This is a genomic window from Arthrobacter sp. YAF34, assembly GCF_052113245.1.
In the GTDB taxonomy this organism is placed as follows: Bacteria; Actinomycetota; Actinomycetes; order Actinomycetales; family Micrococcaceae; genus Arthrobacter.
In genome coordinates this window covers 194,774-207,853 of sequence record NZ_JBFRCV010000005.1, presented here as the reverse complement: position 1 = coordinate 207,853, position 13,080 = coordinate 194,774, and the positions used below count along the sequence as shown (strand labels likewise).

The 13,080-nt window shown below is 68.1% G+C and carries 8 protein-coding genes; 2 read left to right on the top strand and 6 right to left on the bottom strand.

Annotated elements, in window-relative coordinates:
* Positions 1-201: 201 nt before the first annotated feature.
* Positions 202-1,368: an alpha/beta hydrolase gene (locus AB4Y72_RS08385; RefSeq protein WP_441425694.1), complete on the top strand. Its 1,167-nt coding sequence runs from the start codon at positions 202-204 to the stop codon at positions 1,366-1,368.
* Positions 1,369-1,409: 41 nt separating this feature from the next.
* On the opposite strand, the gene AB4Y72_RS08380 is transcribed toward AB4Y72_RS08385, so the two are convergent.
* The 5 genes from AB4Y72_RS08380 to AB4Y72_RS08360 form a co-directional block, all read right to left on the bottom strand.
* The gene (locus tag AB4Y72_RS08380) at positions 1,410-3,176 is read right to left on the bottom strand and encodes a gamma-glutamyltransferase family protein (protein WP_441425693.1); all 1,767 of its coding nucleotides are present in this window, start codon (positions 3,174-3,176) and stop codon (positions 1,410-1,412) included.
* Positions 3,177-3,282: 106 nt separating this feature from the next.
* Complete coding sequence (locus AB4Y72_RS08375; protein ID WP_441425692.1) at positions 3,283-3,411, bottom strand: MFS transporter small subunit; 129 nt, start codon at positions 3,409-3,411, stop codon at positions 3,283-3,285.
* Between the two features lies 1 nt (position 3,412).
* Positions 3,413-4,807 (bottom strand): OFA family MFS transporter, encoded by a 1,395-nt coding sequence (locus tag AB4Y72_RS08370; RefSeq protein ID WP_441425691.1) that lies wholly within the window; start codon positions 4,805-4,807, stop codon positions 3,413-3,415.
* A 161-nt stretch (positions 4,808-4,968) separates the two neighbouring features.
* A complete protein-coding gene (locus tag AB4Y72_RS08365; RefSeq protein ID WP_441425690.1) occupies positions 4,969-7,443 on the bottom strand; it encodes a Tex-like N-terminal domain-containing protein in 2,475 nt (824 codons plus the stop codon).
* 27 nt (positions 7,444-7,470) lie between these two features.
* Entirely contained in the window at positions 7,471-8,016 is a 546-nt protein-coding gene (locus AB4Y72_RS08360) for an SOUL family heme-binding protein (RefSeq protein ID WP_441425689.1), read from the bottom strand.
* 232 nt (positions 8,017-8,248) lie between these two features.
* On the opposite strand from AB4Y72_RS08360, the gene AB4Y72_RS08355 reads away from it, so the two are divergent.
* The gene (locus tag AB4Y72_RS08355; RefSeq protein WP_441425688.1) at positions 8,249-11,884 is read left to right on the top strand and encodes a TM0106 family RecB-like putative nuclease; all 3,636 of its coding nucleotides are present in this window, start codon (positions 8,249-8,251) and stop codon (positions 11,882-11,884) included.
* A gap of 379 nt (positions 11,885-12,263) precedes the next feature.
* Here the strand turns inward: AB4Y72_RS08355 and AB4Y72_RS08350 are convergent, their stop codons facing one another.
* Positions 12,264-13,079, bottom strand: coding sequence for a triose-phosphate isomerase family protein (locus AB4Y72_RS08350; RefSeq protein ID WP_441425687.1), 816 nt, complete (start codon positions 13,077-13,079; stop codon positions 12,264-12,266).
* Position 13,080: the final 1 nt, after the last annotated feature.

The window sequence follows — 13,080 nt, the reverse complement described above, 5'->3', positions numbered from 1 at the left end:
TCCCCGGACGAACTAACCACGGACGGACAGTGAAGCTCGGAGCGTTTCTGGAACCAGTTATCTCGATGATGGAGATATTATTGCACTGTGAAGGATGCGATGCCTGAGGATCCAGACGGCCCTGCTGTCCCCGCACGTCCGAATGCCCAAGCGGAAGGGCCCGGGTCTAGAGAGACCGACCCACCGCCGCATGGCGCCGACATGAAGTCCGCGCACCTCACGGCCCCTCCTCTCGCGTCCCAAGGCCTCGACTCCGGGAGTGTCGAAGCGACGGGCCTCAAGCGAGGAGTCTTGAAATGGAGCGGCGCCGTCGTAGCGGCGGCGTTGATCGTCGTTCCGCTCTGGATGCTGTTGAGTAACCCGGCAGTACTCGGCGGCCACCCCGCGTTGCCGATCCTGCTCTTGGCGGCGGTCGCGTCCGGTCTCGCCTGGGCGCTGGTCCTGGCCAGACACTGGAATCTGACGAAAGACCGCAATCCGCTCCATCACGGGCAACAGGCAGACGGCATCTCGCCCGCGCAGCGGCACACCGGCGATGCGCCCTCCTCGCAGCGGCACCGCAGCAACCGAACCCGCGGAAGCGTCACATCGCGTTTCAAGTGGCGCCGCGGTAATGACCAACACAGCGGAGTGTCCCGCTGGAAGTTCGCGCGCGGGATCGCGGGCAGGCTCTTCGTTCTCGGATTCGTGGCCGTACTGGTGTGGCTCAACCCATTCCCCTACCAACCCGGAAACACCGCCGCATCCGCATCCACATCCAGCGTGACCACCACAGAAGACGCCACCTCGATCACGCTTGCTCCGGAGGGCAAAGCCACCACGGGGCTCGTCTTCTACCCCGGTGCCAAGGTCGATGCGCACGCCTACCAGGACGTCCTAAGACCACTTGCAGCCGCGGGCCATCTGGTCGTCATCTTGAAAGTGCCGCTGGGCATCCCCCTGCTGGAAACGGACCAGGCCCGCGCCGCCATGGACCGGCATCCTGAGATCGGCTCGTGGGCCGTCGGCGGCCATTCGCTGGGCGGCGTGAGCGCCTCGGCCTTCGTGGCTTCCAACCCCGACGTCTCCGGGCTGCTGCTGTTTGCCTCGTACCCGGCGGAGAACATGGCGGACGCCCAGGGGCTCTCGGTGCTGTCCATCTCCGGCTCAAACGATGGCCTGAGCACCCCGGACAAGATCGCCGCGTCGAAGCCCCTGCTCCCGCCGACCACCAGGTACGCAACGGTTGTGGGCGGCGTGCACGCGTTCTTCGGCGACTACGGCGAGCAGCCCGGGGATGGCGAGCCCGGCATCAGCCGGGAGGACGCGCAGCAGCAGATCGTCACTGAATCGCTCCGCTTCATGGACCAACTCCAGGTTGCCGGCTGACAATTGAGCTCAACAGCATCGTCCGCTGAACGCCCCGCCCGCTACCGGCCCGCGGCGTAGCCTTGCGCACCCCGCGGATTCGCGGCCGCCTGCAGGACCCCGGTTTCGGGATCCCGTACGACGGCGGACAGCCGACCCAGCGTCCAGTCGCGGGCCCGGGTGACAACGTGACCCCGCCGCTCAAGGCCCTCGATCACGTCCTCCCCCAACCGGTCCTCCACGACGGCGCCCCCAGGCTCCCACGTGCGCGGCCAGAAAGACCCGGGCATCGACGTCGTATGGAAGGTCGGCGCGTCGATTGCCTGCTGCGGCGAGTAGCCGCCCACGATGGTCCGCAGGAGGTAGGGCAGCTGCCATTGGTCCTGCTGGTCGCCGCCGGGCGAACCCAGCGCCGTCACGGCCCGCCCGCCGCGCAGCACCAGGGTAGGCGTCAACGTGGTGCGCGGGCGCTTGCCGGGCGTCAGCGTGGAGGGCGTGCCGGGTTCCAGCCAGGTCATCTGCAGCCGGGTGCCCAGGCAGAAGCCCAGCTCCGGGATCGCGGGCGAGGACTGCAGCCAGCCGCCCGAGGGCGTAGCGGAGACCATGTTGCCCCACCGGTCCACGACGTCGATATGACAGGTATCGCCGCGGGTTTCCCCCGTCGGCGCCACGGTCGGTTCCCCGACGCCCAATCCGGCCACGGGGGCGTTGCCCGGTAGCGCCGGCGGTTCGTAGTTAGTGCGCAGCGGCGGCAGATGCGGGTGGCGGCCAGGCACGGTACCGGGACGGAAGGCATGGGAAGCCAGGTCCGTGATCAGGGCCCGGCGGCTGGCGCAGTAGTCAGCGGACAGCAGGTAGGCCAGCGGCACCTCGGTGTCGCCGTAGAACGCCTCGCGGTCCGCCAGCGCCAGCTTTTGTGCCTCCAGGATCGTGTGGGCGCCCAGCTCAGTCGACGGATCAAGGTAGCGGTCCTCGAAGCCAGCTAGGATCGCAAGCGTTTGCAGCAGCGCCGGCCCCTGGCCCCAGGGTCCGGTCTTGGCGATCGTGTGGCCGCGGAACTCCACGGTGGCGGCGGCCTCATACCCTGCTTCGAATTCCGCCAGGTCCGCCAGGGCAAGCACCCCGCGGTGATCCGTGCCCGAGGAATGCCGGTGCGGTGCCTGGACCGATTCCACCATGGCCCTGGCCACGAAACCCTCGCGCCACTCGCGCCGGGCCGCATCGATCCTGTCTTCGCGGGACGAGGTACCCCGGGACAGCGCGGACCCGGCGTCGACAAGCCGTTGCAGCGTCCGGGCGTAGGCCGGGTTGCGGACCACTTCGCCCTCGGCCGGGATTCGGCCGCCGGGCATCCACAGCTCGGCTGATGTGGGCCAATGCGCCTGGAAGAGGGCGGACACGGCCGCGATGGTGGTTCCGACCCGGCCCAGCATCGGGTGGCCGTCCCGCGCGTAGCCGATCGCGAATTCCAGCACCGCGCCCAGTTCCCACGTTCCGTGGTCGCGCAGCAGCAGGAACCAGGCGTCGACGGCGGCGGGCACCGCCGCGGCCAGGGCACCGGAGCCCGGCACGAGGTCCAGCCCTTCGGCCACGTAGTGCTCCACGGTGGCCCCGGCGGGCGCCGGCCCCTGGCCCATCAGGACCACCGGCCGGTCCGGTTCGTCGGCCGTGACGAAGATCCCGGTCATGTCACCGCCGGGGCCGTTGAGGTGCGGCTCCACGACATGGAGCACGAACGCTCCGGCCACTGCGGCGTCAAAAGCGTTTCCGCCGCGTTCCAGCACGGCCTGGGCGGCCGCCGTCGGGAGCCAATGCGTGGACGCGCTCATCCCGAAAGTGCCTTGCAACGTGGGGCGGGTGGTGAACGCCTCGGGGCGGGTGAAAGGCACCCGTCCCGAGGCCGGGCGGTCGCTGAGGACTTCTGTAACCCCGGTGTCAGCCAAACAGCGCCGCCACGTGGGTGAGCGTCTCGTAGACGCCGTACACGAGCGGAACTCCAACGAGGCCCCACGCGATAATCAATTTTCCGGTGGACGGTGTCACCGGCGTCTGTGCAGTGCTCATCTCAGGCCTCCATGGCGGGTTCTTCGGACCGGACTCGGCCGGAACGGGGTTCGTGGAAGCGCGCCTCCACCGGCGAGACCAGCAGGTTCGCCACGAAGCCGATCACCAACAGCCCCACCATGGTCAGCAGGGCGGGCTGGTAGGACGCGGCATTCAGGGCGCCGGGCTTACCCTGCGCATCCAGGAAGGCATTGACGATCAACGGCCCGGCAACGCCCGCCGCGGACCAGGCCGTCAGGAGACGGCCGTGGATGGCGCCGACCTGGAAGGTGCCGAAGAGGTCGCGCAGGTAGGCGGGGGCAGTCGCGAACCCGCCGCCGTAGAAGGAAATGATGACAAACGCGAGGGCCACGTAGAGCACGGTGGACGTCGAGCCGGCCAGCGCAAGGACGGTGTAGAGCAGCGCGCCGACGCCGAGGTACACCATGTAGATGCGCTTGCGGCCGGTGGCATCCGAGGTGGCGGACCAGGCGAACCGGCCGGACATGTTGCCGATGGACAGCAGCCCCACGAAGCCGGCGGCCACAGCGGCGCTGACCAGGGAGGTGCCGTCAGGCTGGCGGAAGAAGTCCTGGATCATCGGCGCGGCCTGTTCCAGGATGCCGATGCCCGCCGTGACGTTGCAGAACAAGGCGATCCACACGAGCCAGAACTGCCTGGTCTTGACCGCGTTCCGGGCGGAGACGTTCTCCGTGGTGACCAGCGCGGCGGCCTTGACCTTCGCGGGGTCGAAACCTGCCGGCGCCCAGCCCTCGGCCGGGACCTTGATGGTGAAGGCGCCGAACATCATGTAGGCCAGATAAACGACGGCGAGGGTCAGGAAGAGCTTGCCCACCGAATCGCCGCTGGCAACCCAGCCCTTGGCGCCGGAGTTGGGGTCGTACATCTTGAGCAGCGCCGTGGAGACGGGGCTGGCGATCAGGGCGCCGCCGCCGAATCCCATGATGGCCATGCCGGTGGCGAGTCCGGGCCGGTCGGGAAACCATTTGATCAGGGTGGACACCGGCGAAATGTAGCCGATTCCCAGCCCGATGCCGCCGACGACGCCGTAGCCGAGGTAGACGAGCCAGAGCTGGCCGCTGAAGATGCCCAGGGACCCGATCAGGAAGCCGCTGGCCCAGAAGACGGCGGAGGTGAACATCGCCTTGCGCGGCCCGTTCCTGTCCACCCACGTGCCCATGATGGCGGCCGAGAGGCCGAGCATCACGATCGCGATGGAGAAGATCACGCCGATCTCGGTCAGGCTGGCGCCAAAGTGCTTCACCAGCGCCGTCTTGTAAACGCTCGTCGCATACGCCTGGCCGATGCACAGGTGCACGGCGAGCGCCGCAGGCGGCACGAGCCACCGGTTGAATCCCGGCGGGGCAATAGTTCGTTCGCGGTCCAGCCAGCCCATACATGCTCCTCTGCTCGTCAACGACACCGGTGTCCAGCACTTTCAGGCGAAGGTCACGCGGTGGAGACCGTTGCCTCCGGCAATCATGGTGCAGATGATAAGCAAACGTCGTATTTATGCGCCGAGCGGCAGCTGTGTCGCGATGAACGGTGGAAGCGGTGCTACTTCCCCAGGCCAGCCTGCCGGAGCGCCTCGGCCATCGCGGTGTTGGCCGGAGCCGGACTGTTCCGCGGCTGGGGCGTGGTCCGCGGCTGGGGCGCAGACCGTTGCGGCTGGGGCTGCCGTCCAGCCTGACGCGGGGCCGCCGTCGTGGGCGCGCCCGGCCGGTCACCCGACCGGCCACGGGACGACGGCGCGCTGCCGCCGGAAGCTGCCGGTTCGTCGTCGAGCCTGAGCGTGAGCGAAATCCGCTTCCGCTCCGGATCCGCCTCGAGCACCTTGACCCGGACTACCTGCCCGGACTTCACCACCTCGCGCGGATCGGAAACGAACCGGTTGGCGAGCGCGGACACGTGCACCAGCCCGTCTTGGTGCACCCCGATGTCCACGAATGCGCCGAATGCCGCCACGTTGGTCACGGTACCCTCCAGCACCATGCCCGGTTTGAGGTCGGAGATCTTCTCGATCCCTTCCGAGAACGCGGCCGCCGCGAAGGCCGGACGGGGGTCCCGGCCCGGCTTCTCCAGCTCGGCGATGATGTCCTGCACCGTGGGCAGGCCGAAGGAGCCGTCCACGAAGTCCCGCGGATTCAGCGCCGCATAGCTTCCCGCCGCCGGCACTTTCCCGGCGGCCGCCTTGATTTTCCGCGCCACCGGGTAGGCCTCGGGGTGCACGCTGGAGGCGTCCAGCGGTTCCGCTCCCCCGGTGATCCGCAGGAAGCCCGCGCACTGCTCAAACGCTTTGGCGCCGAGCCGCGGGACCTTTTTCAGTTCCCTGCGCTTGGTGAACGGGCCGTGCTCGTTCCGGTAGGCCACGATGTTCTCGCTCAGCAGCGGCCCGACGCCGGCCACCCGGCTCAGCAGGGCGGGTGAGGCGGTGTTAACGTCCACGCCCACCGCATTCACACAGTCCTCGACCACCGCGTCCAGGCTGCGGTCCAGCTTCGCGGCGGTGACGTCGTGCTGATACTGCCCGACGCCGATTGACTTCGGCTCGATCTTCACGAGCTCCGCGAGCGGGTCCTGCAGCCTCCGGGCAATCGAGACGGCACCGCGCAGGGACACGTCCATGCCCGGCAGCTCGGCCGCGGCGAGCGCCGAGGCCGAATAGACGGACGCTCCGGCCTCGGACACCACGATCTTCTGCGGTTTGATTTCCGACCCCGTGGCTAGCTGTTTCAACAGGTCCCCGGCCAACTTGTCCGTCTCCCTCGACGCCGTGCCGTTGCCGATCGCGACGAGTTCGACGCCGTGCTTCCTGGCCAGGCCCACAAGGGTCCGCAGCGCCTCGTCCCATTTCCGGGCCGGGGCGTGCGGGTAGACGGTGTCCGTGGCAACCACCTTGCCGGTGCCGTCCACCACCGCGACCTTCACGCCGGTCCGCAGCCCCGGGTCCAGGCCCAGGGTGGCGCGGTTCCCGGCAGGCGCGGCGAGCAGCACGTCGCGCAGGTTGGCGGCGAACACGCGCACGGCCTCATCTTCGGCTGCGGCAAACATCCGGCTGCGCAGGTCTGCCGTCAGCCGTGCCAGCACCCGTGAGCGCCACGCCGTCTGGGCGGTCTGCAGCAGCCAGCCATCGGCGGGCCGGCCGCGGTCGGCAACCCCGAGGTACCTGGCCACGGCCGCCTCGTAACGGCCGCGCGCGGCGGTGAGGGCGGCGTCGTCGTTCGGGTCAGCCTCGGCGAGGTCCAGTTCCAGCACCCCGTCCTTTTCGCCGCGCAGCAGGGCCAGGACGCGGTGCGACGGCATCCCGGACGGCTGCTGGGAGAACTCGAAGTAGTCCTTGAACTTCTGCCCTTCGGCGTCCTTGCCCTTCTTGACCCGGGACACCATCCGGCCCTGTGTCCAGAGCCGTTCCCGCAGCGTCGCCGCCAGGTCGGCGTCCTGCGCGACGCGCTCCACCAGGATGGCCCGGGCGCCGGCGAGCGCCGCGGCGGCATCCCCGATCGCATGTTCGGCGTTGAGATATTTGGCGGCCTCGCGCTCCGGGTCCAGCTCCGGGCGCTTCAGCAGCGCGTCGGCGAGCGGTTCCAGGCCGGCCTCGCGGGCGATCTGCGCCTTGGTGCGCCGCTTCGTCTTGAACGGGAGGTAGATGTCCTCGAGCCGCGACTTCGTGTCGGCCCCGACGACGGCGGCCTGCAGTTCCGGGGTCAGCGCACCCTGCGCGGCGATCGCCTCTAGGATGGTCCGACGCCGGTCCTCGAGTTCGCGCAGGTACCGCAGCCGCTCCTCGAGGTCGCGCAGCTGGGTGTCATCCAGCGTCCCGGTGGCTTCCTTGCGGTACCGGGCGATGAAGGGCACGGTGGATCCGGCGTCGAGCAGGTCCACGGCGGCCTTCACCTGCCAGGCCTGCACCCCGAGTTCGGCCGCGATCTGGGCGGCGATGCCGGATTCCTGGGTCTGGGGGGACGTGGCCTTAGGCGACGGACTGGAGGCGGGTGAGGCGGGACGCTGCGGGAGTTGAGTCACCCTGTCCATTTTGCCTTACCCGCGTCCACGGCCTGGTTAGACCGGAGGGGGTAGTGGCTCCTCGACGTCCTGAACAACCTCATTGTGGCGCAGGAGCCAGGGCTTGAACGGCGGATCAAAGCGGGCGAATCGTGGCGGCCCCACGGCTGTTAGCCCGGCCACCACCAGGGCAGCCTTGAGGCCGTTGTTGTGCCGTTCAAAAGCAGCTTCCGAGCCGCTGCCCGTGAACCGGAGGGCCGCGGCCAGGGACCCGGTGATGTCCCGGACTTTGACGTCGGAGTTCGCCGGGACCGGCGCCGTCGCCGCCGTCAACCCGGCGGGGAGCACGAAGGCAACCACAAAATCAGCGGGCTTGTCGCTTCCCGGCAGCGGACCGCTCTGCAGCACCGGGGCGGTCATCGCCAGCTTCTGTTGGGCGGTGTTGCTGCCAGTGATGTAGTTGAACAGATGCCGGAAGGCAGCGTTCCCGGCCCGATCAAACGTCGCGTTGACCTGTATTTCGGCCACAGCATGCGGGGGATACCGGCGCAGCTCGAAGTGCGCGTAGCGCCGGACCAGCTCATAGGGTTGCTGTTCTGTCATGGTTCTCAGACCCTACGCCGATCCTGCGACAGGAGACAGGGGTACCTCGCCTCTTCACAGGTTTCTGGTGGCTGGCAGCGGAGGTCCCTGCTCGGGCTTCCTGCTTCCTTGTCGGGGGTCTTTGATAGCTTGAACAACAGAGGGCGGGACTCGGTTCATGCCGGATCTCATCAAGTGCAAGGCTTAATCAGACGAGGGCCATCCATCAGAGCGCAGCAACAACGGGGGCACAGTGTTTTTCCTTGAACCTGAGGTGCCGGGGTCATCACCGGACCTGGTCTATTCCGCGAGCGATCTTGTGGTGGCCGCTAGCTGTGAGTTCCAGCTGCTCCGGAAGCTCGACGAGAAGCTGGGCCGTGCCCCCAGAGCTGTCTTCGACGAGGACGAGATGCTCCAGCATGCCGCCGTGCTGGGTGACCGCCACGAGCGCAAAGTCCTCGACCGTTTCATCGAGGACTTCGGCCACTGGGATCCCGCCGCCGGACGCGGCGTGTACGACGTCGTACCTGCGGACACCATGGACCGCGCCACCCTGTCCGCTAAGCATGCTGAGTCCATTGAGGCGCTGCGGGCGGGCGCCGACGTCGTGTTCCAGGCGGCCTTCTTCGACGGCCGGTTCCATGGCCGGTCGGACTTCCTGGTGCGGGAGCCGGACGGAAGCTACGCCGTCTTCGACACCAAACTGGCACGCCACGCCAAGGTGACGGCCCTGCTCCAGCTGGCGGCCTACGGGGACCAACTCATGAAGGCCGGGATCCCTGTGGATCCGGCGGTGACACTCGTTCTGGGCGCTACTGTCCAGTTGGCCGACGGCGGCTTCGACTACGTCCGCAGCCACCACAAACTTGCGGAGATCCTCCCGGTCTTCCGCGAACGCAGGGACCGCTTCCTCGGGCTGACCGCCGCGCACATCGCACAACCGGGAACCGTGACCTGGGGTGCGCGCGGGCTCACCGCCTGTGGCCGCTGCGACTACTGCCAGGAGCAGGTCAAGGCCACCGATGATTTGCTCCTCGTGGCGCGGATGAACTCCGTTCAGCGCAAGAACCTCCACGAACGCGGCATCTATACCGTCGCCGGCCTGGCACAAGCGCGTCTGGCCAACCCCAGTCCCCCGCTCCAGCGCCTGCAGGAACAGGCCCGGATGCAGAGCCGTACCGGCACTGCCGACGGCGAAGTCTGGTACCTCAAGGACGGCGAAGAGCACAGTATCCGTTACGGCGTCCTGCCCGGGAATACGCTGGCCGAGCTGCCCGCCCCGAGTTCGGGCGATATTTTCTTCGACTTCGAGGGCGATCCGTTGTGGCAGGAAAGCGCCACGGGGGTCTGGGGGCTGGAGTACCTGTTCGGCGTGATCGAAGCACCCACCGGGCCCGGCAAGCCCGGGGTTTTCCGGCCATTCTGGGCCCACACCCGGGAGGCGGAGAAGCAGGCGTTCCTCGACTTTCTGGACTACGTGGAGAAGCGCCGGCGGGACCACCCGGACATGCACGTCTACCACTACGCCGCCTATGAGAAGACGGCGCTCCGGAAGCTCTCGGTGATGCACGTAGCCGGCGAGGACATCGTGGACGAGTGGCTCCGTGAGGGACTGCTGGTGGACCTGTACCAAACGGTCCGGAACAGCATCCGAATCTCCGAAAATTCCTACAGCATCAAGAAGCTCGAGCCGCTCTACATGGGCACGAACCTGCGCTCCGGCGATGTGAAGGACGCTGGGGCCTCCGTGGTTGCCTACGCCCACTACTGCGATGCGCGCGACGCCGGCCGGCTCGAGGAGGCGGCTGCGATCCTCGCCGGGATCTCCGACTACAACGAATACGACTGCCTCTCGACCTTGGAGCTGCGGAACTGGCTGCTCGGTCTGGCCAGGGAACGCGGGATCAAGCCGGGCGGGGCCGCGTCAGACGGCGCCGCGGCTTCCGGCGCCGCGGCTTCCGGCGTTGACATGGGCGGCGATGTCGGCCCCGACGGCGGGCCGCCGGGAGTTGACGCTGCGCTTGGCACCGCCGAGCTGGCGCTGATGGAGTTCGCTGAGCCGGGGAGCGGCTTAACCGAGGACGACCGGAAGGCGGTTGCCATGCTGGCCGCGGCTGTGAGCTACCACCGTCGGGAGCGCAAGTCATTCTGGTGGGCGCACTTCGACCGGTGTGAGCACGGTCCGGACACGCACGAGCGGGACAGGAACGTTTTCCTCGTCGAGTCCGCTGAGATCCTCGACGACTGGCAGCAGACGGGGAACAAACTTCCGGAGCGGCGGGTCAAGCTGACCGGGACGGTGAGTCCCGGGTCGGACCTCCGTGAGGGCAGCAAGTGGTTCCGCATGTACGAGCTTCCGCTTCCCGCCGGATTGGAAGGTACCGGCAAGGACGGAACCGGACGGGGCGGATGGTTCGGCACCGAGGTCGTGGAGCTGGGGCACGAGGACGGCAAGGACACCGTCATCATCCGGGACCGGCTGCACCGGAAGATACCGCCCCACAACGACCTTCCCATTGCTTTGACGGAGGACCAGCCACTCGCCACCAGGAGCCTTGAGCAGGCACTCGCAACCCTCGCTGACACGGCGGTCGCTGGCCTGGGGTCTGGATCGCTCCCCTGCCATCCTGCGCTTGACCTTGTCCGGCGCCTGCCGCCGAGGCTGACCGCTGGAGCACCGCTGCCAGCACCCGGCGAAGGCCCCGACCGCTTCATTGACGCAATCACGGCGGCGGTGCTGGCCCTGGATCACTCCTACCTGGCCGTGCAGGGTCCACCCGGGACAGGCAAGACCCACGTGGGTTCCCACGTCATCGCCCGACTGGTGGAGCGCGGCTGGAAAGTCTGTGTGGTCGGCCAGTCCCACGCGGTGGTGGAGAACCTGTTGAAGACCGCCGTCACCAAGGCCGGGGTCGACCCGTCGCTGGTAGCCAAGGACGTGAAGCACAACGATGCCTTGCCGTGGGCCCGGCGCACCGGCAAGGACGTTGCGGAGCTGCTGGGTGCCCCCGGAGGCGCCCTGATCGGCGGCACGGCGTGGACGATGACCGGCGCCACCGTCCCGGCCGGCTCATTGGATCTCCTGGTGATCGACGAGGCCGGCCAGTTCTCGCTGGCCAACACGCTCGCGGTGGCGCAGGCCAGCAGCCGCCTGCTGCTGCTCGGCGACCCGCAGCAGCTGCCGCAGGTCAGCCAGGGCAAACACCCCGAGCCGGTCGACGAGTCGGCCCTGGGCTGGATTTCCGCCGGCCACGCCACGCTTCCGCCCGAGCTCGGCTACTTCCTTGCCGATTCATGGCGGATGAACTCCGAGCTGTGCCTGGCCGTCTCGGAGTTGTCCTACGAGGGCCGGTTGCGTTCCGCCCCTTCCGCCGATCTGCGCCGTCTGGAGGGCGTTCCCTCCGGGATCGAAACCGTCATGGTGCCGCACAGCGGGAACACGACGTCGTCGCCCGAGGAAGCTGCCGAGGTCGTCCGCCAGGTGCGGCGCCATCTGGGTCTGAGCTGGCATTCCGAGCAGGGCACCCGGCCGCTGAACGCCGCTGACATCCTGGTGGTGGCGGCCTACAACGCCCAGGTCAACCTCATCCGCGATGCTTTGGACGCCGCGAATCTCTCCGGCGTGCGGGTGGGGACCGTGGATAAGTTCCAGGGCCAGGAGGCTGCAGTGGTGCTCGTGTCCATGGCGTGTTCTGCGGTGGTGGAAGCCCCGCGGGGCATGGAGTTCCTGCTCTCACGCAACCGGATCAACGTGGCGGTGTCCCGCGGCCAGTGGCGCGCCGTCGTGGTCCGGGCCCCCGAACTGACCAACTACCTCCCCGCCCACCCCGAGGGTCTGGAACAACTGGGCGGGTTCATCGGCTTGTGCCAGAGGTCGGTCCGCGCGTAGCCCCAGGGGGGACATGCCCGTTCTGTGCTCCTAGCCCAGGAGGACATGCTCATTCTGTGCTCCTGGCCCAGGAGGACATGCCCATTCTTTGGCTTCGCCAATGGACACTGCGGCATCATGCCCATTGCTTGCGGTCAGGGCTGAGCATGTCCACTCTTGGCCATCCACGCCCCGGGAACATGCTCATTCCTTGCCCCTAGCTCAGGAGGACATGCCCATTTTTCGTTCCTAGCTCAGGAGGACATGCCCATTCTTGGGCCTGGCCGGGGGACACCGCGGCACTATGTCCATCCCTTGCAGTCTGGGCTGAGCATGTCCACTCTTGGCCATCCGCGCCCGGGAACATGCCCATTCTTCGCTCCTAACCAGGGGAACATGCTCATTCCTTAGCTTGACCAAGGGACCCAGCACTTCGCGCCGCGAGCAGCAGTGCCTCGTCGAGCACACGCCCGAAGTTCGCTGGGTCGTGCGCGAACCGGCCCAGGAACAGGCCCGAGACACCCTCGAGTGTGGGCAGCAGCCCGGGTTTGGCCGAACCGCCATAGATGATCGGCAGCTCCGGCGTCCCGGCCGAGGCGAGGCGGCCGCGGAGCCCACGGACGACGTCGGACACGTAGACTGCGTCCGCAGGCTCGGCCGCCCCAATGGCCCAGACCGGTTCGTAGGCCACCGCCAAACGGCCGGCGAGACTCCAGTCGGCGTCGACGGCCGATTCGATCTGGCGGTACACATAGTCCGCAGCCGCGTCAGGCTCCCCGCGCTCAGTCTCCCCCACACAGAGCAACGGGGTGATCCCGGCGTCATCCGCCGCGCGGGTCTTGAGTGCCACCATGGCGTCGTCCTCGCCAAAGTGGCGGCGGCGTTCGGCGTGGCCGATTTCCACCAGCCGGACGCCGAGTTCCGCGAGCATGGACGGCGCCACCTCCCCGGTCCACGCGCCGTCGGCCCAGCCGCAATTCTGGGCGCCGAGCAGCAGCGGCGACCCGGTCACCAGGCGCGCTGCCGCGGGCAGGACAGGAAACGATGGAATGACAAACGGGACAACCCGCCCGGCCGCGAGGGCCGGACGGGTGTCCACTTCGTGCCGCAGCCGCTCCAGCCAGTCCAGACTGTCCCGGTAGCCCAGGTACATCTTGGTGCTGACACCGACCATGATCCGCGGGGGGGTGGTCAGGCTGCTGGGGGTCTGCTGCATT